Source organism: candidate division Zixibacteria bacterium HGW-Zixibacteria-1 (genome assembly GCA_002838945.1).
GTDB lineage: Bacteria > Zixibacteria > MSB-5A5 > GN15 > PGXB01 > PGXB01.
This window is the reverse complement of sequence record PGXB01000031.1, coordinates 66,531-88,384: the sequence shown is the minus strand read 5'-3', so window position 1 is coordinate 88,384 and position 21,854 is coordinate 66,531. Positions and strand designations below refer to the sequence as shown.

The window sequence follows — 21,854 nt, the reverse complement described above, 5'->3', positions numbered from 1 at the left end:
GTAGATTTGTCCCATAACAACACCTTATACAGGTGTTGCACTTCGTTTGTGAATTTAGGGAATCCAAAATTTTAAAAACGCAAAAACAAAGCCAATTCCGTGCAAGCAAAAGAAGGCATAAAGCTTACAAGGGATTTTCGGTCACAATCGGTGGGGTCACTACATCAATTTGATGGTAATTCGGTCACAGAATGCCATGTGTGCATTTGATAATGGATTCCCGTCGGAGTTTATCCGCCAAGGCGGGCGGGAATGACAATATTGGTACGGGAAAACCTGATTACTTCACGAAGGCGGTCGGGTCGGTGATGACACCCTTGACGGCCGAGATGGCCGCCGTCGCCGGCGACACCTGATAGATCTCGGGCTCGCCCGCTTCCGTTTGACCGGAACTGCTGTTGGCTGTCGTGGCGAGACATCGCTCCCCCGAAGCCAGCATGCCGCGGGCCGATCCCGGGCAGGCGCCGCATCCGGGCCCGAGCACCAGTGCGCCCGCTTCGACAAAAACGCGGATAAGGCCTTTTTTCAAGGCTTCCAGATATATCGAACGGGATCCGGGATAAATGAGGAGCCGCACATCGGAATGCACGTTCTTGTCCTTGAGAATATCGGCGGCGATGCGCAGATCATCGAAACGCCCGTTGGCGCAGGAACCGATTACGACCTGATTGATCGGCAGACCGGCGATCCGGGCGACATCATCGACACTGGCAATCCCCGAGGGCCCGGCAATCTGAGGTATAATATGATCGATATTGAATTCATACGTCGCTTCGTACTCGGCATCCTTGTCGGCGATAGCCGGACGATACGGCATTTTGGTCCGCCCCGCCAGGAATCGGCGCGTAATCGAATCAAAAGAACAGACCGCCGCCCGCGCGCCCAGCTCGGCCGCCAGGTTGGTCATGGTAAACCGTTCCGAAACCGACATCTGCGATACGGTCGTGCCGTAAAACTCGATGGCTTTCGCATCGGCCACATTTTCCGTCAATTTCCGGGCGACAAAAAGGATTATATCGCGGGCAAAAACGCCGCGCGGTACTTTGCCGTTGATGATAATTTTTATGGTGGACGGTACCGTAAACCGCATTTTCCCCTGTGCCCAGAGGGACGCCATCTCCGCGGCATCGATGCCGACCGCAAAAGAATCAATGCATCCATAAGAAGTCGTCCGCGGGTCGGTCCCGACCGCCAGTTGCCCCGGAAGAATATGCCCTTTCTCCACGACCACCTGATGGCAGGCACCTTCATATATATCATAGAAATATTTAATACTCTGTCTTTTGACGAAGTCACGAATCAATTTATGCGTTTCGGGCAGGCTGTTCGACACAGTGGGCGCGCCATGATCGAGAACGATGACAACCCGATTCGGGTTCCAGATGTAATTCAGACCCATCTGCTGAAACTGTTCGATGACCGCGCCGGTGTTATCATGCGACATGGCCAGATCCGGCTCGACCTCGACAACTTCGCCGACTTCGATTTTGTCCAACCGGCCCCGCTCGGCAAGAATTTTCTGAACGATGGTCTGATGCCCGTATTGATGCTTTCTGACGGTCGTTTTGCCCGGCCCGCCCAGATCCAGTTCCAGCTGCTCCAGCTTAAGGAAAGCCGGTTTATCCTTCAGATCATATTTCCTTCGCCAATTATAGAAGGCCGCTTTGGAAATACCCAGATCCAGACCGCAGCGGTAATCATCGCCGTACCGTTCCCACAAATCCTTGATATCCTGACGGGAGAATTTCGGAAAGGAATGTTTCGGGATATTTTTCTTGCGCCGCCAATATGCCACCAGCTGAGGCGAAACATTGCCCAGCCTCTCGGCAATCTTCTCGTCGGTCTTATACAGCTTTTGAAGCTGAATTAACTCCGATTTGGTCGGGATTTTCCGCCGCGGCATACTTGATCAAATCCTTTTTTCAGTTTTTCATAAATCATATCCAGCGGAAACGAAACCACCTCGGTATCGCCAATGACCGGCATGAAATTGGTATCCTCGGTCCATCGAGGCACCACATGCATATGGATATGCTCGGGCACGCCGGCGCCGGAACCGCGCCCCATATTCATCCCGATATTGAACGAGTCCGGGTGAAATATGGCTTTGGTGGCTTCAACCGTCAATCTGACCACATTGAAAAACTCGGCGGCCTCGACATCGGTCAGATCGCTGAGACAACTGATATGCCTTTTGGGCACCACCATGCTGTGCCCGGAATTGTAAGGAAATTTATTGAGGATGACAAAGGTGTTGTCACCTCTATAAACAATCAGATTTTTGGCATCCGAGCGTTTCTTGATGCGGCTGCAAAATATACACCCTTTTTCTTTCTTGCCGAGAATATACTCCGCCCGCCACGGCGCCCAGATTAATTTTCTGCTCATAACCCAATAATATAAATAAAATCTTCAGGAATTCAATTGGTTTCTCAAATTTGCCCGGTCATAGATGGAAATTTAACCGGGCCAAAAAAAGGCTCCCATCCGAGGGAGCCTCAATATAACAGGAAAAAATACCCTATTTTTCTTTTTTTTGTTTTTTCTTGGGTTTTTTCTTTTCCTTCTTTGGGGGAACTTTACCAGCCATAGGTTTCACCTCCTGTTTAGCGATTATACAAATAACCGGCACAGGCAATCAATATAAAAAATAAACTTTTCAGGATTTTTTTTAAGCGTTGGTGCTGATTTTATCGATATCGATGTTGTACTGCTTTATTTTCAGACGAAGCGTCGATTCGGGTATATTCAGGATTGATGCCGCATGCTTCTTTATGCCGCCTTGCTCGCGAAGCGCCTTGATAATAAATCTTTTTTCGTATTCCGCCAGGTAGTCATACAGAGAAAATTCTTCGTTGAAGTTAATATTGGTATCAAGATTCAATCCCGCCGTCTCAACCCGGCCGCTTTGCTCGAGAATCTTGCCCGATAATAGATCGACATTGATAAGACCGTTCTCTCCGGAAAGCAACACCAGTTTCTTGATTTCATTTTCCAGTTCGCGGACATTGCCGGGCCATTCAAAGGCCACCAGCTGCCGCAAGGCATCGGGCGAAAACCTTACCCGGTCGCCGGCAAAATGTCTGATCAATAGCGGGATGTCTTCCCTTCGTTCCCGGAGCGGAGGAATCCTGAAACAAAGCGCCGTCAGGCGGTAATATAAATCCTGGCGGAAGCGCCCCCCTTCCATTTCCGTCTTAAGATCCTTATTGGTGGCCGATATAATTCTGACATCCACTTTCAGCGGTTTGGTTTCGCCCAGCGGGACGATTTCCTTCTCTTCCAGAATCCGAAGTACTTTGGCCTGGATGGATAAGGGCATGTCGGCGATTTCATCCAGGAAAAATGTCCCGCGGTCGGCTTCCTCGAATAAACCCACTTTGTCTCGATCGGCCCCGGTAAAGGCACCCCGCTTATGTCCGAACAATTCGGATTCCAGCAATGTCTCCGGCAGGGCGGCGCAGTTTACCGATATAAAGCGCTTATCCTTGCGGTTGGAATTATAGTGAATGGTCTTGGCCAGCAAATCCTTGCCGGACCCGGTTTCACCCTCGATCGAAACCGAAATATCCGAATTGACGACCTGCTGCACCCGGGCCAGCATTTCCAGCATTTCCTTATTTTGCGTAATAACATTCGGAAAGGCCGTCTCCTCCATCAATTGCGCTTTCAAACGCTTGTTGTCCTCTTCCAGCGTCAGCCGATCATATTCGGACAGCTTGAGCGAAATCAGATCGGCAAAACCGACCGCAAAATTGAGTTCTTTCTGGCCAAACGGACTGAAGTCACCGTTGGAGGAGACGCGGTCAAGATAGACATAACCGCTGATATCTTTGCCGAGCATCAATGGTACGACAATAACGCTCGAAACCACATTGCCATTCTGGCCGTTAAGAAGATCATTTATGAAAGGATCGCGCCGGCTGTCAAGAATCAGGGTTGGGCCATTCTGGCTGAATTCTTCACCAAGCAATTCTTTGAACTGCTGCAGGAATTTCAACTTCTGGTGCGCCGTCAGACTCATGGTAGTAACCACATCCTGCGAACTGGAAGCTGCGTTGTAAATTAATACCCGATGAGCTTTGGTTCTCTTGCAGAGAATATCGATGATTTCCTGAATCTGCCCTGATTTGAGATTCGAGTATTCGGAATCGCTGAAATAATTGCCGAAAATCTTGAATTCGTTTTCCTGTGACAGCGACGCCTGAACCGCCTGCTTGGATAATTCATTCTTGAAAATACCGATACTGCGAACCTTGGCCTTTTCGGAAATATTGGAAAATATCTTTTCGCTTTCCAGAAGGAACTTAAACCCGGCCGAGATTCTTGAAGTCTGGCAGCAGAAGACCGCCTGCCGGAACCTGACTTCTCCCGACCAGTAGAATAATTTCAGTTTATTGAAAAGTCTGAAGGCCTCATCATATTTTTTGTCGATTCGATTGAAATTGATTTTATTGGATCTGGTATAGATATCGGTAACAGTCATAAGGGCGCGGGCAATATCATACGGATCGCCGACCTCGCGCAGATTATCCAAGCCGTTTTGAACATATTCGATGGCGCTGTCATAATTTTCTCTGGCGGCAAAAATCTCACCGATAATAATCCGGGATAAGCCGATTTCACTCTTTTCACCGATTTTAGTGGCAATATCAAGAGCTTTCTGCGCGAGCCGCAGGGCCTCATCCAGATTGTCCAGGATCAATTCAACCTGAGCCAGCCGACGGTTTATTTGTGAACCAAGCGCCGATTCGGGTCCAAGATCCCGGGCCATTCCCAGGGCCTTACCGAGCGTTCTTTTGGCCTGAACCACATCGCCCATCTCCAATGAAAGCTCACCCTCATATTCGTACATGATGGCTTCATCACGCTGAGCATCGCTTGCCTTAAATACAACCGAAGCAGCGCGGAATTCCCGAAGAGTATCCGTAAATTTACGCTGACGCAGATAAAGGAAACCCAGCGACAGATGATTTCTGGCAACAGTCAATTTCAGATCAAGATGACTGCCCAGCTTTAATGCCGCCTGCAGATGTTCTTCAGCAGAAATCCAATCGCCGTTTAATATTTCAATGCGGCCCAGATTACCGATTTCTTCAGCCAAACGAATGTTGTCACCCTTGGAATTATCAATGGCCTCATTAATGAATTCAATTGCCTTGCCATAATCGCAACGAATAAAGGCGATACGGGCCAGGCCATTCAAGGCACCAACCATTCCGACAGAATCATTACTTCTGCGGAAAAAGGCCAAAGCATCAAGAGCATATCTTTCTGAGAGTTTTAGATCACCGACTGCATAATAATTTCGATAAAGAGTTAAATATAGGCTTCCCACCCAAAAGTGGAACGCCGTTGAAGTTAGAAGCCGGCTGGCCTCGAGTCCGATTTTGATAGAATCCAAATACTTGCTGGAGTAGTACAAAGAAGCCGATTGGAGCGTTTTGTAAACCCCCAACTCCGGTCCCTCGGGCCCAAAACCCGATTCGGCCAGCGATTTCAATGATTCATCAGCAAGTTCAGGCTTTCTTTGGCGGTATAGCTTTTCAATTTCATAAAGCCTGTTATCAAAATCGCCGTTTTGATGTGAGGTAAGGCTCATATTAATGCTTTAGTTAAAGTTTACTACCCTGGTTTTTACTTAACCTCACTGTTTGCATTTGCCCCAAAAGCTCCCAATACTTCAGTATAAAATCCCGGCATGTCATGATAGACAAACAACAAATGTACAGCAGTCACAAAAGTCCCTAAACCCGAGACACCGCCGCCTTGATTCCCCGAAGGCGAAATAGTCAAGAGGACCTTGGTACCACCGTTTGACGTTGTGTCAATAATGATATTGTCACCACCGCCATCGCCACTGCCATCACCATCCCAAGGATGATCACGGGTGCCGCCATCCCAGGAATTAACCACGGGAGCATTGAAGCAAATGACAACCAGGACGACAGCAAATAATATTGCCAAAGTCTTGGTTACCTGCATGGCTTTTGCCTCCATTTAATACTGCCCTGACCTATAGAAAGAGGAACTCTCAACGGTCAAAGCTTTCATTAAAAAAAACACGTTTAAATCATAATATGTTCAATCGGTAATCGCAAATCTTGCTACAACTTTAACTTATTAATCTTCAATTGATTTGTCAAGCAGAATCTGCGTCGGCGCAATATTTGCGCCCAAGAGCGCTTCATCTTATAAATTTACGGGCCAACCATGATTTTCTCACAGCTACAGCCTTTTCCGGACAAAGCTCATGACAGCACCAGCAATTGATGCATAAATCATAATTGAAACCGGGTGTCTTATCCCCATTTAGACGTAATGCACCTGTGGGACAAGAACTTACACAAATTCCACAACCGCTGCAAAAACTCCTGTCTATAGCCGGACGAATCCAGATAAAGGGATCTATAGCCCTGACAAAGATGTTGGGAAGCAATTCCATTTTACGATTCGAGGTCAATTTGAAATCAGAAATCCTGACCTTTTCAAGCGGTAAACCGAGTATAGCGATCATTTCAGGCCAACCGATCCCCAATCCGGCATCCGAAGCAATCCGGGTTGTCGGGACTTTTCCGGGATCGAGACCGATAATTTCCGATGCGATGGCATCGACCGCCACCGGGTCTCGCGAGGCCAGGAGTAAATTCGTCCACCTCGGTTCGCCCGAGGAAGGACCATCTCCTTCCATGGATAAGACTGCATCCATAATGGTCAAAGCCGGGGTTTTGACCGATAGAATATCAACAATGACTTCGGCAAAATCATGCGGTTTGGGAAATTCCTTGTGATAATTACCCTTGCGAAAGCCCGGGATCAGCCCGAAGACATTCTTAACCGCACCGGTCATCAAAGTCAGGACATGGGTTTTGAGTTTGGGCAGATTAATAATTAAATCCGCCTCGACCGCGGGCATGGCCAGATAATAGGCCCGGCCGTTGCAGCGAAATCTCTGAGAACCGGCCGCCTCAAAATTAACCAGCTCCAACCCTTCCCTCTCCGCCATCGCCTTCATGCCGGTCTTCTCCCAAACGCGTTCAATCCCGACTTTGGCTCCTCCGGGAGAATCACCTATAATTGGAGTGGCTCCAAGCTTTCTAACCTCATTGGCCACGGCGGCCACAATTTCGGGATGTGTTGTAATGGCCCGCTCAGGGGCCTTGGCGGAAATCAGGTTGGGCTTCAAAAGGACTTTCATGCCCGGCTTGACATATTGATCCAAACCACCAAGCAATTCAAGAATGCCAGAAATCTTCGACTTAACAGTGTCGATGTCATAACTGTTGCACTCAACAATGGCGACTTTTGACCGAAGCTTGTCCAACATAACGAATATATTACGACGACAAGGGGTAAAATAAAAATAATAAAATTAAGCTATCACTATTATTATTGGATTTGGATTGATTTTTGCATGATGCAGGCAAACCCTTGCACGACTGGAATTCAATTTACAGGGGGGGTGAATCTACAACATCTACATTGGCAATAAGAACAAATATGGTGCGTATTATATGATGTTTTCATTTTGACGAAGACCGGGCTCTTAGCTGCCGGTAATTCGCGCCCCGGAGGAGGACATTTATGATTTACTGACTGACTGAAAGCGTGAACAAGCGTGTCAAATTAACCATCAAAGTTTCAATCCGTAAATCGGATAGTTGGGGTCGTCGCGTTCAAGATTAAAGCCCGCATTCACGAAAAAATTCTCGGGGCCGGTCCAGAGATCATCAACCTTCAGATTCTTTCCCCGGCGGGGAAAGCCCTGGACATATCGAACACCTTTTTTTCTGAGATCCTCAAGAATTTCTTTAAGCATATGCTGACCCAGGCCGATATCCCGATATTTTGTAATAATAAAAAAACAGGTGATCGCCCAGATATCGGAATCATAGGGCAGCCGGTACTCGGTAATTAGTTTGACCAGGCGATCGCGCGGGCCGGCCTGGCACCACCCGATCGGCTCATCCCCGTCATACATCAGGTATCCGTCATATTCGCCGATTCGGAAAAGATGTTCACGCATACTGCGATTATCTTCGATACTGCGCTGGCTCCATCCTTCCCATGTCGGAACCCACCAGGCCACACAATAGCACCAGCCATGCTTATTGTCGTCGGAATGCAGGCGAAAATAATCCCCGCTGGTCTCTTCAGTCAGGGAGCGCACCTTGATATCCATATCAGCCCCTCCAAGTACGAATTAAATAGAGGAATTATAACAAAAGGCGGAACAACGTTGCAGTTCCGCCCCGAAATTCAGATCGGTTTACTCATCCGGTTTCCAGATTTTCCAGACCTTGCCGACCAAATCCGGCCCGACTTTCAGCGTCGGTTTGCCGGGTTCCCACCCTGCAGGACAGGCTTCGGCACCCTTGGTCTTGCGGACATGCTGAAAGGCGTGGATCTGCCTGATCGTTTCGCTAATCTTGCGCCCCACCGGCGGTGTCATTACTTCCATTGCCTGCACCACGCCGTCAGGATCGATCAGAAAACGGCCGCGGATATTGACCCCGCTGTTTTCGTCATACACTCCGTAAACCTTGCCGAGATGCCCGGCGGCATCGGATACCATCGGCCACGGAATACCTCCGTCGGTCATCTTTGAAAGTTCTTCCTCATCCCAAATTTTGTGTGTGAAAATCGAATCGGTACTGATGGACAGGACATTCGTATCGAGTCCCTGAAGTTCTTTATACTTGCCGGCGACCGCCGTTAATTCGGTCGGTCAGACAAAGGTAAAGTCGCCCGGATAGAAACAAATCAGGAGCCATTTGCCCATATAATCCGACAACTTGACACTGGTGAATTTGCCCTTATGATAGGCCGGGGCTTCAAAATCAGGCGCCTTGCTTCCGACTTTGACGGTCGGTCGCGCGCATCCAACAGGTTGATCTGCCATAAATAACTCCTATTGGTATTTTCTCAATCCCTGGCAAACCGGATAATAATAACCCGATTATGGTCTGTTTACTCAACAAAATATAAAACCATGCTAAACATAAGACAAGAAAATAATGAAATTACTGAAATATCAGTATGTCTATGCGTCGGTTTTTGGCCCGCCCTTCATTGGTTGTATTAGTACCGATCGGTTTATCCGGCCCGTATCCTGTAGCACTGATCCTGTCCGCGGAAATCCCCATGGCTTCACGCAAGTACTGCATGATGGCAAAGGCTCTTTTTTCGGAAAGGCGCATGTTGGTCGTGCGCTCACCGAGATCATCGGTGTGCCCTTCGACCATCAGTTTGGAATTCGGAAACATATTCAGGACCTGCTCCACTTTTTCCAATAAAGGTACATGCGCTTCGGTGATCTCGCTGGAACCGCTGGCGAATGAAAGACCGAACAGTCTGAGAACGATATCATCGGTCGCATTCAAAATGACGGTTCCTTCGGTCGGGTTCAGGATAGCTCTGGCGTTTTTAAGCCTTTCTTCCCGCTCCTGACGCTTTTCCAGTTCCGACGCCATCTGCTCGTGCGACGACTCCAGTTCCTGCAGTTTGGCCGCTTTGGCATCGAGCTGGCTGGACAGCCGGCTCTTATCGGCCAGCATTTCATTCACGGCCTTATCAAGCAGAACCGATAATTTGACGGCATCGGTTCCTTCGACACTTATTTCGAGTTTCTTGAAGGCCTCGGTTAATCTACTCGATACTTCCGAGTTGGCTTCCTGCAACTTTTGACTTTTATTTTTAAGATTGGCAACGGCCGCTTTAAGGCTGTCGGCGGCGGCCATCGGGCCGTTATCAAAAGGCAATCGTTCCATCCCCAGTTCCTTGCCGACTTTCTGCATCTCAATTTCATAGAGCAACATCAGTTTTTCCCAGGCCTGGTCGTTGCGCTCCAGCGAACGCACCGACTGCGCTATATTTGAGGCGTGGCGCGCTTCATATTCGGCCACGTGAATATCATCCAGTGATTCCTTGCGGTTATAACGATCCTTGGTGAGGGTATTGTCGCAGCGTGTGTACGCGGTCCGGGCCCTATCAAGAGTGGACAAAGCATACTTGCCCGCTTCATCGGTCACGGCTTTCTCGACCAATCGCGCCGCTCCGCCCATTATATCGGTCTTGATTGCCTGTAATTCAGCCTCGCTGAAAAGGGGTGAAGATTTTTCCGCTTCCTTGAGCCCGCCCTTGACATCGCCATCCTCAACCCTGGTTGTCGCTTTTACGAATTGAGCTTCGGCCTTTTGATACAGTTCCGGAACCAGCACCGGGGCGTTGGCCTTCTTAGCCAGATTCCTCGGCTCAAGATAATCGGCCAGAGTCAGCTTGGCGACTTCAGCGGCTTTCAGGGCATTCTCGGCATACTCGCGTGATTCAGCGACAAGATTATCGACGCTGCCCTGTTTCTTTTGTAGCTCTATGGCGCGTTTGGCCTCGGTGAGTTTGCCCTCGGCTTTTTCATATGCCTTCGGAGCAAAAATATGCGCCTCGACCAGCAAAGTCGAATCAATCAATAATTGCAGGTCTTTTAGTTGCGTAGAACTTTGAGCCCAGCCTGAATTGGACAATACCAGCGCCAGGGTCAAAATACCAAATATGATCATATTCTTTTTCATGGCTTTCCACCTCTTTAAATTATTGCGGATTTTCCACTATTTAATTTTATCGGAATAATTTTGCAACTAAAAAACCATTATGGAAAAAACAGCTACTTTTTTCGAACTGGGACGGAAAGTGGCCTTTTTTGAACCATATAAACACCGGAAATAATCAATATCGCCCCAATTATTAAAAAAATGGAGAGCTGTTCACCCAAAATCGGGATGGCGGCAACAGTAGTCGCAATCGGCTCAAAATACAGAAATACCCCGACATCGGTGGCCCCCTTTCTAGATAAACCCTCGAGCCAGAGCCAGTGCGCCAACCCGAGACAAATAACACCGAGGAATACCAGAACCAGAAAGATATGCCAGGGCAGATGCAGAAATTTCGTAGGGGGGGTTGCCCCCAGAGTATATATGATTAAAATTATTGCCGGCGGCAGCAGAATACCCAATGACACCGCCAGCGGGTTGACCCTTCGAGTAATGTTGCGCGTGATAATAGTATAAACCGACCAGGTAACGCAACTGGCCAGGATGATCCAGTCTCCGGTTGACCTGATCCACCCGAAATCGCTAAAATGACCGTTCGAAATTAATAGAAGAACGCCCACGGTTGCGACCGCAATCCCGCTTATCTTGAAAATATTCAGCTTTTCCTTTAGAAACAGATAGGAAAGAAAAGCTATAAAAATTGGAATTGTCGCAATCAGCCAGGCGGTGTTGGTGGCGGTGGTATAGATCAGCCCTTTCGCCTGAATTAGAAAATGGATACCAAGCAGCATCGATGCTATCAGTATAATCACATAATCGCCTTTCTCGAAATGAAATGCGATCCGCTTGAACCTCATGATAAGAAACAGAACCGGGACACCCAGGAACATTCGGGCGGTGACAATTTCAATCGGCGTCAGGTACGCCAGGGCTATTTTGGTCCCGACAAACGACAGTCCCCAAAAAGTTACTGCCAGCAACAGAAGAAAATTTACCATTATATATCTTCAGCAAATTTCAAAAGGGTGCTCACTTTGCGACATAATTTAGGCCTGTTGAGCAATTATGTCGACATATAAAGTTTACATACGTATATTGCCTGTCAATTAACAGGAAGTCTTATGGTAAAGCAAGGTACGATATATGCCACCCTGTTCGTGGCGACTTTCGCTGTCTCCTGGGCCGCAATACTCATCAAACTGTCCGGTGCCGGCCCGCTTCCAACCGCCTTTTACCGGATGGCCATTGCCTCGATAATACTGGCGGTCCCGGCCTTCCCGGCGCTGAGAAGAGCCATGAAAACGCTGACCGGCCGGCAAAAAATTCTTCTTCTTACTTCCGGTGTGGTTCTGGGTCTTCACTTTGCCGTCTGGGTGACTTCACTTTTTTACACAACCATATCCAATTCGGCTATTCTGGTCGCCACCCAGCCGGTCTGGGTGTTGATTCTGGAAGCATCCCTCCTGAAAGAACGCATCCCCTCGCGCTCGATTATCGGGATGCTTATCGCGCTGGTTGGCATAATTATTATTTCAGGCGCTGATTTTGACATGGGCCGAGACTATATTATCGGCGACCTTCTGGCGCTGGCCGGGGCCGTTTTCGCCGCCCTCTACCTGTTCATCGGTCGGAAGCTGCGCGCCAATCTCGATAATCTCGGCTACATCTTCCCGGTTTATTCGATCGCCGCGATAACTTTGGTCATTATCGCGCTCTTTTACCATGTCAACCTGACCGATTACCCGGCGCGGACCTGGTTCATATTTTTCCTGCTGGCCCTGATCCCGACCGTGGTCGGGCACTCGCTTTATAACTGGCTTCTGAAATTCGTTCAGGCACATATCGTGGCGACCACCGTCCTGGGCGAGCCGATCGGCGCCACCGTCCTGGCAATATTTTTCTTTGACCAGATTCCAGGCTGGTGGACCCTGATTGGCGGCATTTTGATTCTGTCCGGCATTTTCGTGGTCCTGAAGAGAAGAAAAAAAGATAAAATTATTATACCGGAATAACTCATCATTTTATTTATTATCTGCTTATGATGGAATTTCCGATCAGCGGCGTCGAAACATACTGGTGGCTGCCCATGCTGGTGGCCTTCGGCATTTCGACCCTTACTTCAATGGGCGGTGTCTCCGGCGCTTTCTTGATTCTTCCCTTCCAGGTCAGTATTCTCGGTTTCACCGGGCCGGCTGTCAGCCCGACCAATCTCGTGTTCAACATCGTTGCCATTCCCAGCGGAGTTTATAGTTACTGGCATGAAAAGCGCATGGTCTGGCCGCTGACCTGGACCATAATCATCGGGACCCTGCCGGGAGTCTTCCTGGGCGCCATTATCCGCATCAAGTATCTCCCCGACCCGCGTGCCTTCAAAGTTTTCGCCGGACTGGTGCTGTTATACATCGCGATCAGGCTGGTGATTGACTTCATAAAAAAGAAAACCGCCAGGGCATCAGCCGGTGGTAAATTCGAAGTGACGCCCATTGAAAGCAATCTCAAATGCATCGGCTATGAATTCAACGGCGAACCATATAAGGCCTCGACCATGGGCCTGCTGGCTCTGAGTTTTGTGGTCGGTATTGTCGGCGGCACTTACGGCATCGGCGGCGGCGCCATTATCGCCCCGTTTCTGATCGCTGTCTTCGGACTGCCGGTTTACACGGTGGCCGGGGCGGCCCTGCTCGGCACTTTCATAACCTCGGTGGCCGGAGTTGCTTTCTATGCCATCATTGCCCGGTTCTATGGAGATACCGGTCTGGCCATTTCCCCCGACTGGCTGCTGGGCGGGATGTTCGGAATCGGCGGCGCGGCCGGGATGTATGTCGGGGCGCGCATACAGAAATATATCTCAGCACGGGTCATCAAAGTGATCCTGGCCGCGGCGATGCTGTTCATCGCCGTGAAATATATTTCGGGTATATTAAGATAAAAAATTCGTCATTACACAGCCCTGTCAACAGAAAATAAAATCTAATTCAAAACATGGCCGCATTATGCTCATGACAGTTATTGTCACGTTCAAATAAAAGATATTGACATATTGGATTAGGCATACTACATTTATTTGAATCTTTCATTATACACTGTCGAGGGAGGTATTATGCGCATGTTCTTGCGTCTGTCCTTTGTGGTGACTCTAGTTTTAATGACAACCGTTTTTACGTCCGACATATTTGCGAATGACAGCACAGGTTACAGGGGAACTTTCAACTTGAAAGTAGGGCATTATGGCGCCGGGACGATGAAAATAAATGACCGGGAATATGAAACCGATGACGGATTATGTTTCGGCAGTAGCGTGGATTTCCCCGTATCCGGCGATTTTTACCTGGGAGTTGCCGTCGATGCTGCTCAAATCAAAATGTGGCACGAATCTGAATATCTTCTAAATGTCGGTTTGATTTTGAAAAAACGATTTTCCGTGAATAATGGAAGCCTGCTTATCCGGCCGGCGGCCGTAATCGGGCATGCGATGCTTAATGAAATTGCATGGGTGGACAACACTACATATTTGACATTTCAGATTTTCAACGAAGTGGTGGTGGTGTTCGATGGCAAAGTCGGTATGCTCTGGGATGTGGGTCTATTCTGGGCGCTTTCTGGCGGCAACGATAAAAATGATATTTCCGGCGGGCCGTTTTTGTTGATTCGATTTGGCCTGTCGATATAAATTGCTGTTAATCAATCTTTCAAAATATGGGAGGCAGATCATGTCTTTTAAGGTGGGTCGCTTTTTCATTTATCTTTTCATGTTATTTTTTCTGACAGCATCCTGTCATGCAGATAATGTCCCCAAAAGTAAATCTGTATTCGGAATCAAAGTCGGGCTTTGCGGCGAAGCCGACATCAGGATTGATAATCATCGCTATTCGGCGGAATCCGGCACCATCTTCGGCGCCTTTCTTGATTTGCCGGTTTATGGAAAATTTTACGGTGGATTTGCGGCGGATATCGGTAGTTTTGACGTCAGGGTGGAGAACAGTCAATTCCTCGACCTGAGCCTGGTCTTAAAGGCAAAACTGGGTAATTCTGATCAAAGATTATTTTTCCGTCCTGCGATTGCATTTGGGTATGGGATGGTCAACAAAGTTCTTCTTCTTGATGAAACACGATATTTCACTTTTCAGATTTTTGCCGAGATGCTTTTCATGTTTGATGAGCGTCTGGGATTGCTTTGTGATATCGGATGGATGTCGGCGCCTTCGGGTGGTGACGGCACCTATAGTGTCACGACCAGTCCCAGGCTCATGTGGCGGGGCGGGATCGTGTTTTAATATGCAATGATCAAAATTATTCGAATGTTATCTCAAAATAAAGCGGGAGCCGATTAGCTCCCGCTCTTTTTTAATCTTTACGGGCACAGTGGCGCCGGGCCGCCTTTATACAAATAACTGATAAGATATGTCGCATCCAGTATATTGATGGCGCCGTTTCCGTTGGCGTCACCCGCCGGAAGCGGATCGGGCTCCGGGCCGCCCTTATACAGATAGTTGATCAGGTATGTCACATCAAGTATATTTATTGACAATGATCCGTTGGCATCGCCGCAGACAAAATTGATAAGGCTTAAATCGGCCGTTCCGCAATCGGTATAGCCGGGATAAATAGTTCCCCCGCCCATCGCCGAAAAAATGAAATTCCCTGCGGGCGCGACAAAAACAGAATCGAAATCAATGGTCTGTTCGGTGATCCCGGCCGGAATCCGGACCTTAAGCCTGGCCAGCAAACCGCCGGATTGCGCCGGTATTTCATTCGTAACTTCGGCATAACCAATGTGCACCTGCTTTCCGGCGACATCGATCCGATAGCTCGGATCTTCAGGCGCAATGGTCCCCGTCATATCGACCGAGATAATTTCAATGTCATCTGAACTATAACTGAATCCCAGCGAAAATCCGGTTATCGCAACGTCGTTGGTAATATAAATCGGGATCGATACCGTATCATCCACCGAAGGAATAGCTACCGTCATCGGACATCCCAAGCTGACACTGTTGCCTCCGGTCGGCAGGACGCAATCACCGGTCATCTCGCACGGCCCCGGCCCGCCGTTCAGAAAGGCATCCATGAGATAAACCACATCCGAGACATTGATACTGCCGCAACCGTCGACATCACCCTGTCCCAAAAACTCCGGGGCGGGACCATTCAAAAGGATATATTGCATCAGGAAAACCGCATCCATAACGGTCACATAACTGTCGCCGTTGGCATCACCGCAGAAGAATTCGGGCGGGTTGCCGACCGTGACCTTCTGCATTTCCGAGAAGGCGCCCCATTGGTCATCGGCGTCCATCGCGCGCGCTTTGTAATAATAGAAATCCTCGGCTTTACCGCCGATAGCGTACGATGTATCGGTGATGTTCGATGAAAGCACGCTGATCGTTTCGAAATGCATGACCGGATATATATCATCTATAAAAATACCGTACCAGGCATAGTACAGACTGTTATCTTTGTAGGAGAACCTGACATAGACATTTTCACCTTCATAGTCGGTCAGAGGATACAACCCTTCAACCCATTCCGGCGGCCAGGAAGCGCCTCCGGACACGCCGCTTATCCCATGCCCGCGATTATGCCACCAGGGATCAATATCGGTACTCAGGTTGCCGTCAACTGGGATGAAATGGACGCCGTCGGTCGATATCTCGACATAGGCAAAATCAAAGTTATTTTGTATTTCATAATAGGCCCAGAATTTCAGGGTGTCGTCCGGCTTGACAGTATATGGTGTAACGGTCTGTATATATCTTTCCGTCGTACTGGGGTCGCCTGACCAGAAACTCTTGTAGCCCGAGTGATAAGTATATGATTCAGGCACGAATCCGTTGTTGACCCAGTTTCCGAAATTTTCGGCGGCATCGGTAACCTTGGTAAGGTTTGTCATCTCGCACAGTTCATATTTCACGGCCGGGTTATTGGTATCGGCATGCGACCAGTTAATCTCATAGGGAGTAAGCACATCGACCGAATCGGGCACCGTCAGCAGCGGCGCGTCGGGAGCCATCACGCCCTGAATATTACCGACCGCATTGGCCAGATAATAATTGAAGGGCAGGTTTTCCGTCAGAAGTGCCGGGATCCGGCTCGTCTCCGGCCAGAATCCGTCATCATAACCGCCGACCTCTACCGTCATTGAAAGGTTCTTGTTCTTGATCGTCTGCTCGCCATAACCCCAGTCATCGCTGTCGCCGTTGGTCGTATAGAGAATCCACCCCGGCCCCGGCGTATATCCGTTAATCGCCTTGATTTCCTCACCCATGGCATAGTAAATATTCTCATCCGGCGTATAAAGACCGCGCTCATAACTCCACGGCCAGAGAAGAAGGTTCGAATAAGAATGATAATACAACGTGACCACGAACTCATGTGCGCTGATAAAATCACGCATGGCCTGGGTTTCAAGCTCCGAAAAAGGCCCGCTGCCGCGATACAGCGGATCATCGGTATATGGGGATGAACCCTCGTCATCATACCCCCACATATATCCATAATTACGATTAAGATCGATTCCGAATGTCCCATCCCCATTGTTAAAGCGGTTCTTCCGCCACATCCCACCGCCGCCCGGAGTGTTCCAGTCGTTATAGGCATATCCATCAGGATTAATAACCGCCACGAACCACATCTCGCGGTTATCGACAAGGTAAGTCGCCTCGGGATCGGTGCCGTAATTCTCCAGGAGATGCGTAATGAAATCCAGAATAATCAGCGGTGTGATACCTTCGCGGGCGTGGATCGCCCCGGCGTATAAAATTTCCGGTTCATCTTCATCGACATCAGGATTGTCCGAAACTTTCACCGCATAAATGTTCCGGCCTTCATAAGTCGTTCCGATGCTGATCTTGTCGGTAATCAAATCAGGATAAAGAATTTTAAGAAACATCAGTTCCGATTCGATCGAAGATAATGACAAGTATCCGGTATAATCCTTGTCAGCAAAACGCGAACGATAAAATTCGCTTAAATCCTCATGCACGATCTCGACTTTCAATCCAAGTTTCTGCAAATCGGCGATTTCGTCGGCATCGGTCACGATATCGACAGAATGATCACCCTGCCAGACAATATCCAGATGGAGACCTCGGATCAGAAGTATCTGATCCGGCGTTTCAAAAATGATTTTGGCCTGGATATACTTGTCCGCAGAAACAGCCGTTTGGACCATGAGCAAAACCGATAAAATGATTACAAATAGTGAAATCTTTTTCCCAACCATGATGTCCTCCCGGGAAGGTAAATATTTCTATTAGTATATGGGTATGACTTTCAAACCATGAATAATATACAAAATTTACTCATTTTATCAAAGCAGTTTTTTAGCTGAATGCCGGGATTATATGCAATATATGCGATGTAAATAGAAATGATTATCGCTATTCAAACAGCTTCTGCTGATCCGATTTATCGATTTTCAGGCCGAGATGTTTGACCGCCTCGCTCGATACCATGCGGCCCCGTTTAGTGCGCTGGAGAAAACCGATTTTAAGCAGAAATGGCTCGACAACATCGACCAGGGTATCCAGTTCTTCGCTGAGAGTGGCCCCGAGCGCCTCAATGCCAACCGGCCCGCCCTTGTAATATTCGATAATTACCTTCAGGAATTTTCGGTCAAGATTATCCAGCCCGATCGAATCGATACCTTCGGCATCAAGCGCCTTGCGAGCCAGTTCGACTGTTATTTTGCCATCCCCTTTGACCTGCACAAAATCCCGAACGCGCCGCAACAGTCGATTAGCCACGCGCGGGGTCCCGCGCGACCGGCGGGCGATTTCGAGCGCCGAGTCATCATCGATGGAAACCTCAAGCAATTTTGCCGAACGGATGACAATCTCTTTCAATTCTTCGGGTGGGTAAAAATCAATATGGTGGTATAAGCCGAAACGGTCGCGCAACGGCGGCGAGAGCAGCCCCGCCCGCGTCGTGGCGCCGATCAGAGTAAATCTTTTCAGGGGGATATTGATTACTTTTGCGAATGCGCCTTTATCGACCACGAAATCAACCTTGAAATCCTCCATAGCCGGATATATGAACTCCTCGATGGCCGGAGACAGGCGGTGGATCTCGTCGATAAATAAGACATCCCCCTCCTTAAGATTAGTGAGTATCCCCATCAAATCGCCGGTCCGGCTGAGTGAAGGTCCCGAGGTCGCCACCAGGCTGCTGCCCATTTCGTTGGCAATAATATATGCCAGCGTTGTCTTTCCCAGACCGGGCGGCCCATAGAATAAGGTGTGCTCGCAGGCTTCTCCCCGCTTTCTGGCGGCTTCGACCGAAACGCGGAGTTTTTCCTTGAGTTTTTTCTGGCCGATATATTCGTCAAGCTTCTTGGGCCGCAGTGAAAGAATAAAAGATTCTTCTTCCGGCGATATAATTTCTCCCGATACAATTCGTTCCCGGCTCACCTGTTAGTACCCCTTTCGCAAGGCCGCTTCCTGACTGAATATAATGGAAATGAGCTTTTCCGTAGCATCTATTTTCGGATTGGCCGCAATGGCCTTCTCGACCATTCGTTCGGCATCGGCCCGGTGGTATTGAAGCTGCATCAAAACTTCGACCGCCTCGGCAAAGATATCGGCTTTCTCTTTCCTGATTGTTGTCAGCGGCTTGCCTTCTTTGGCCAAAGCAAACCGGGCCATTCGCCCGTTGAGTTCGGCCACAACCTTTTCCGCCAGACGATTCCCAAATCCGGGCAACCGCACCAGCGTGGCGACATCCTTTGTCTCGATAGCCGTCGCGATTTCGTTAATGGGAAGAGTCAGTGATTTCAGTCCTTTTTTGAAACCCAATCCCGACACCGTCGTGAACAGCTGAAAAAACTCCTTATCAAGCATTCTCGTGAACCCAATCAGCCGCGGATAATGATATGACTTCCGGTCGCCGGCCTCGATATAATTCAGGGCATAAAGCGATATTTCGGCGTTGATCGAGCGCGCTTCTTTCAATTCATTATAGAGGCCGGAGGGGATCATCAATTCATAATACAATCCATTAAGCTCCAGAGTCACCTGGTCTTCGGTAAGGTTGCTGATTTTTCCTCTGATTTGAGATATCATTGTTTCCCCAGTAATGCATTATGGTGGCAGAGTGCCACCGCCAGGGCGTCGGCGGTGTCGGCGGAGGCAATATCCATCTTGAGCTTCAATATGGTTTTAATCATTTTCTGAACCTGGCTCTTGCTGGCCCGGCCGTTGCCGGTCAGCGATTTCTTAATGCGTGTCGAAGCATATGACACCACCGGGATTCCTGATTGGGCCGCCTGCAGAAACACCACGCCCCGGGCATGTCCCATGATTATAGCCGTTTTGGGATGAGCGTAATGAGAGTACAACTCCTCGACTGCAATATAATCAGGTTTGAATTGACTGATGATTTTTCCGATCTCGGCGTGTATTTCATTCAATTTGAGTTCGAAATCCCGATTCTGATTGGTCTTAATCACTCCCGCTTCCAAAACCCGGGTTCTGGTCCCGGATGATTCAATTACCCCATACCCGGTAATATGCAACCCCGGATCAATGCCAACAATAACCATCAGGTCAATACATCAAATCAGCCGATCCTAGCCGACCAACTTCTCCATCACCGAGTCGTCGATGTCAAAATTGGCATAGACACTCTGGACATCGTCGTGCTCTTCCAGTGCTTCGTAGAGCTTCAGCATTGTCTCGGCCGGTTTATCCTCGAGCTTTATGGTGTTTTGCGGGATCATGGTCGCCTCGGCGGAAGCCACCGGAATTGATTTCGCCTCGATTGCGGCCCGTACCGTTTCAAGTTCGCCCGGAGGTGTGATGATTTCATATATATCCCCGTATTTGGCGAAATCTGAGGCGCCTGCCTCGAGGGCAATTTCCAGCAGCGAATCTTCGTCGGCAACTTTGGCATCGACATTGATGACGCCTTTCTTATCGAACATCCAGGCCACACAACCATTCTCGCCCAAATTACCGTTATAGCGTGCAAACAAATGCCTGATTTCGGACACGGTTCGCTTTTTGTTGTCGGTCAGGCATTCAATGTAAACCGCCACCCCATTGGGACCATAACCTTCATAAGTGATTTCTTCATAGGAGACACCGGGAAGTTCGCCCGTTCCTTTTTGCACTGCTCTCTTAATATTATCCGCAGGCATATTGGCCGCTTTGGCCGTGGCTATGGCCGTCCTTAGACGCGGATTACCGTCAGGATCACCACCTGCCGCGCGCGCGGCAACGGTAATTTCTTTTATAAGCCTGGTAAACATCCGACCGCGCTCGGCATCGGCTTTGCCTTTTTTACGCTTGATTGTCGCCCATTTTGAATGGCCGGACATTGTGACCTCCTGATATATTTAAATATTTTTATCTTCGACGTAACTTTACCCACTAATTCTAATGTATTTATACCTTTTTATCAAGCGGATAATATCAAAATGATAGAAGAAAGCGGGCGAAAGGCCCGATAATCCTGGTATTTTTTATTGAAATTTAAGGGTCGGTCTTATTTCAGGCTTTTCGGTAAGTTTCCGCGATATCCTCGTTCAGGACAATAATAACGACCCGGCGATTTCGGGGATCCAGCGGGTCATCGGGATAACGGGGGCGTTTATCGGCATTGCCTCGAATTTCGACAATCTGATCCTGTCGCAGACCGGCCGAAGCCATCAATTTTCTGGCGCTGTTGGCTCGATCGGCAGAAAGCTCCCAATTGGAGTAACCATATGTCCCGGAATAGGGCTTGCTATCGGTATGCCCCTCGACAATGATGGAGTTGGGCAGTTTACCCAGTTCGGAAGCTATCGCCGTCAAAAGCAGACTGGTTTGGCTCTTCAACCGGGCGCTGCCCAGATCGAAAAAGTCCGAACCATCCCCTTTTCCCGATTCAATCAATTGAATGCGAAGGCCTTCCGGCGTCATTTCCATTTCGACATTGTCCTTCAAACCGGCCAGTTCCGGAATATTATCGATAGCCGTCTTGATATTATTGCTGGCTGCCAGGAGCAGTTCCCGCTCCTGTTGAAGCTTGCTGGCCAGAACCGACTTGCCGTCCTTGGCCTTAACGGGCGAGGAATCGCCATCATTAAGACCCTGGCCTTTGGATTTCATAAAGCCAACCGGGTCCTGAAAATACCCCTGGACCGATTCCTTGACATCCTCCGATTGGGAAACCAGCCACATCACCAGGAAAAAGGCCATCATGGCAGTCACAAAATCGGCATAGGCCACTTTCCAGGCCCCGCCATGGTGACCGCCATGGTTATTCTTCTTCTTAACTACGATAACCGACTTATTGTTTTTCGATTCTTCCGAAGACATAGACAAAAAT

20 protein-coding genes are annotated in these 21,854 nt (G+C 48.8%); 4 read left to right on the top strand and 16 right to left on the bottom strand.

The window, feature by feature from the left end; translation table 11 throughout:
- Positions 1-280: 280 nt before the first annotated feature.
- The 10 genes from CVT49_11820 to CVT49_11775 form a co-directional block, all read right to left on the bottom strand.
- Positions 281-1,903 carry a 3-isopropylmalate dehydratase large subunit gene (locus CVT49_11820; GenBank protein PKK82871.1) on the bottom strand — a complete coding sequence of 541 codons (1,623 nt, stop codon included), beginning with the start codon at positions 1,901-1,903 and terminating at the stop codon, positions 281-283.
- Positions 1,867-2,388: an HIT family hydrolase gene (locus CVT49_11815; protein ID PKK82870.1), complete on the bottom strand. Its 522-nt coding sequence runs from the start codon at positions 2,386-2,388 to the stop codon at positions 1,867-1,869. The genes CVT49_11820 and CVT49_11815 overlap by 37 nt, the downstream gene beginning before the upstream one ends.
- 283 nt (positions 2,389-2,671) lie before the next feature.
- Entirely contained in the window at positions 2,672-5,602 is a 2,931-nt protein-coding gene (locus CVT49_11810) for a hypothetical protein (GenBank protein ID PKK82869.1), read from the bottom strand.
- A gap of 35 nt (positions 5,603-5,637) precedes the next feature.
- Positions 5,638-6,000: a hypothetical protein gene (locus CVT49_11805; protein ID PKK82868.1), complete on the bottom strand. Its 363-nt coding sequence runs from the start codon at positions 5,998-6,000 to the stop codon at positions 5,638-5,640.
- Positions 6,001-6,187: 187 nt separating this feature from the next.
- Positions 6,188-7,327 (bottom strand): hypothetical protein, encoded by a 1,140-nt coding sequence (locus CVT49_11800; GenBank protein PKK82867.1) that lies wholly within the window; start codon positions 7,325-7,327, stop codon positions 6,188-6,190.
- Between the two features lie 306 nt (positions 7,328-7,633).
- Positions 7,634-8,182 carry a hypothetical protein gene (locus tag CVT49_11795; GenBank protein PKK82866.1) on the bottom strand — a complete coding sequence of 183 codons (549 nt, stop codon included), beginning with the start codon at positions 8,180-8,182 and terminating at the stop codon, positions 7,634-7,636.
- Positions 8,183-8,269: 87 nt separating this feature from the next.
- Positions 8,270-8,665 (bottom strand): alkyl hydroperoxide reductase, encoded by a 396-nt coding sequence (locus CVT49_11790; GenBank protein ID PKK82865.1) that lies wholly within the window; start codon positions 8,663-8,665, stop codon positions 8,270-8,272.
- A gap of 63 nt (positions 8,666-8,728) precedes the next feature.
- Positions 8,729-8,902, bottom strand: coding sequence for a peroxiredoxin (locus CVT49_11785; GenBank protein PKK82864.1), 174 nt, complete (start codon positions 8,900-8,902; stop codon positions 8,729-8,731).
- A 121-nt stretch (positions 8,903-9,023) separates the two neighbouring features.
- The gene (locus CVT49_11780) at positions 9,024-10,568 is read right to left on the bottom strand and encodes a hypothetical protein (GenBank protein PKK82863.1); all 1,545 of its coding nucleotides are present in this window, start codon (positions 10,566-10,568) and stop codon (positions 9,024-9,026) included.
- 92 nt (positions 10,569-10,660) lie between these two features.
- Positions 10,661-11,545 carry a hypothetical protein gene (locus CVT49_11775; GenBank protein PKK82862.1) on the bottom strand — a complete coding sequence of 295 codons (885 nt, stop codon included), beginning with the start codon at positions 11,543-11,545 and terminating at the stop codon, positions 10,661-10,663.
- Between the two features lie 123 nt (positions 11,546-11,668).
- Here CVT49_11775 and CVT49_11770 point away from each other — a divergent pair, with 123 nt between their 5' ends.
- From CVT49_11770 to CVT49_11755, 4 genes are all read left to right on the top strand, one after another.
- A complete protein-coding gene (locus CVT49_11770; GenBank protein ID PKK82861.1) occupies positions 11,669-12,559 on the top strand; it encodes an EamA family transporter in 891 nt (296 codons plus the stop codon).
- 29 nt (positions 12,560-12,588) lie between these two features.
- Positions 12,589-13,476 (top strand): hypothetical protein, encoded by an 888-nt coding sequence (locus tag CVT49_11765; GenBank protein PKK82860.1) that lies wholly within the window; start codon positions 12,589-12,591, stop codon positions 13,474-13,476.
- Positions 13,477-13,788: 312 nt separating this feature from the next.
- Entirely contained in the window at positions 13,789-14,217 is a 429-nt protein-coding gene (locus CVT49_11760) for a hypothetical protein (GenBank protein ID PKK82859.1), read from the top strand.
- 40 nt (positions 14,218-14,257) lie between these two features.
- Positions 14,258-14,821, top strand: coding sequence for a hypothetical protein (locus CVT49_11755; protein PKK82858.1), 564 nt, complete (start codon positions 14,258-14,260; stop codon positions 14,819-14,821).
- Positions 14,822-14,898: 77 nt separating this feature from the next.
- On the opposite strand, the gene CVT49_11750 is transcribed toward CVT49_11755, so the two are convergent.
- From CVT49_11750 to CVT49_11725, 6 genes are all read right to left on the bottom strand, one after another.
- Positions 14,899-17,769, bottom strand: coding sequence for a hypothetical protein (locus CVT49_11750; GenBank protein PKK82857.1), 2,871 nt, complete (start codon positions 17,767-17,769; stop codon positions 14,899-14,901).
- Between the two features lie 157 nt (positions 17,770-17,926).
- The gene (locus CVT49_11745; GenBank protein PKK82856.1) at positions 17,927-18,955 is read right to left on the bottom strand and encodes a Holliday junction branch migration DNA helicase RuvB; all 1,029 of its coding nucleotides are present in this window, start codon (positions 18,953-18,955) and stop codon (positions 17,927-17,929) included.
- A 3-nt stretch (positions 18,956-18,958) separates the two neighbouring features.
- Positions 18,959-19,606, bottom strand: a complete 648-nt coding sequence (locus CVT49_11740) for a hypothetical protein (protein PKK82855.1) — start codon at positions 19,604-19,606, stop codon at positions 18,959-18,961.
- Positions 19,603-20,085 carry a crossover junction endodeoxyribonuclease RuvC gene (locus CVT49_11735; GenBank protein PKK82854.1) on the bottom strand — a complete coding sequence of 161 codons (483 nt, stop codon included), beginning with the start codon at positions 20,083-20,085 and terminating at the stop codon, positions 19,603-19,605. The genes CVT49_11740 and CVT49_11735 overlap by 4 nt, the downstream gene beginning before the upstream one ends.
- A 27-nt stretch (positions 20,086-20,112) precedes the next feature.
- Positions 20,113-20,862 (bottom strand): YebC/PmpR family DNA-binding transcriptional regulator, encoded by a 750-nt coding sequence (locus tag CVT49_11730; protein PKK82853.1) that lies wholly within the window; start codon positions 20,860-20,862, stop codon positions 20,113-20,115.
- Positions 20,863-21,034: 172 nt separating this feature from the next.
- Positions 21,035-21,844, bottom strand: coding sequence for a hypothetical protein (locus CVT49_11725; GenBank protein ID PKK82852.1), 810 nt, complete (start codon positions 21,842-21,844; stop codon positions 21,035-21,037).
- Positions 21,845-21,854 lie beyond the last annotated feature (10 nt).

What these genes read in the sequence shown, in the direction of transcription:
- CVT49_11820 (PKK82871.1), bottom strand. Translation starts at nt 1,903, where the DNA reads ATGCCGCGGCGGAAAATCCCGACCAAATCGGAGTTAATTCAGCTTCAA.
- CVT49_11815 (PKK82870.1), bottom strand. Translation starts at nt 2,388, where the DNA reads ATGAGCAGAAAATTAATCTGGGCGCCGTGGCGGGCGGAGTATATTCTC.
- CVT49_11810 (PKK82869.1), bottom strand. Translation starts at nt 5,602, where the DNA reads ATGAGCCTTACCTCACATCAAAACGGCGATTTTGATAACAGGCTTTAT.
- CVT49_11805 (PKK82868.1), bottom strand. Translation starts at nt 6,000, where the DNA reads ATGGAGGCAAAAGCCATGCAGGTAACCAAGACTTTGGCAATATTATTT.
- CVT49_11800 (PKK82867.1), bottom strand. Translation starts at nt 7,327, where the DNA reads ATGTTGGACAAGCTTCGGTCAAAAGTCGCCATTGTTGAGTGCAACAGT.
- CVT49_11795 (PKK82866.1), bottom strand. Translation starts at nt 8,182, where the DNA reads ATGGATATCAAGGTGCGCTCCCTGACTGAAGAGACCAGCGGGGATTAT.
- CVT49_11785 (PKK82864.1), bottom strand. Translation starts at nt 8,902, where the DNA reads ATGGCAGATCAACCTGTTGGATGCGCGCGACCGACCGTCAAAGTCGGA.
- CVT49_11780 (PKK82863.1), bottom strand. Translation starts at nt 10,568, where the DNA reads ATGAAAAAGAATATGATCATATTTGGTATTTTGACCCTGGCGCTGGTA.
- CVT49_11775 (PKK82862.1), bottom strand. Translation starts at nt 11,545, where the DNA reads ATGGTAAATTTTCTTCTGTTGCTGGCAGTAACTTTTTGGGGACTGTCG.
- CVT49_11770 (PKK82861.1), top strand. Translation starts at nt 11,669, where the DNA reads ATGGTAAAGCAAGGTACGATATATGCCACCCTGTTCGTGGCGACTTTC.
- CVT49_11765 (PKK82860.1), top strand. Translation starts at nt 12,589, where the DNA reads ATGGAATTTCCGATCAGCGGCGTCGAAACATACTGGTGGCTGCCCATG.
- CVT49_11760 (PKK82859.1), top strand. Translation starts at nt 13,789, where the DNA reads ATGAAAATAAATGACCGGGAATATGAAACCGATGACGGATTATGTTTC.
- CVT49_11755 (PKK82858.1), top strand. Translation starts at nt 14,258, where the DNA reads ATGTCTTTTAAGGTGGGTCGCTTTTTCATTTATCTTTTCATGTTATTT.
- CVT49_11750 (PKK82857.1), bottom strand. Translation starts at nt 17,769, where the DNA reads ATGGTTGGGAAAAAGATTTCACTATTTGTAATCATTTTATCGGTTTTG.
- CVT49_11740 (PKK82855.1), bottom strand. Translation starts at nt 19,606, where the DNA reads ATGATATCTCAAATCAGAGGAAAAATCAGCAACCTTACCGAAGACCAG.
- CVT49_11735 (PKK82854.1), bottom strand. Translation starts at nt 20,085, where the DNA reads ATGGTTATTGTTGGCATTGATCCGGGGTTGCATATTACCGGGTATGGG.
- CVT49_11730 (PKK82853.1), bottom strand. Translation starts at nt 20,862, where the DNA reads ATGTCCGGCCATTCAAAATGGGCGACAATCAAGCGTAAAAAAGGCAAA.
- CVT49_11725 (PKK82852.1), bottom strand. Translation starts at nt 21,844, where the DNA reads ATGTCTTCGGAAGAATCGAAAAACAATAAGTCGGTTATCGTAGTTAAG.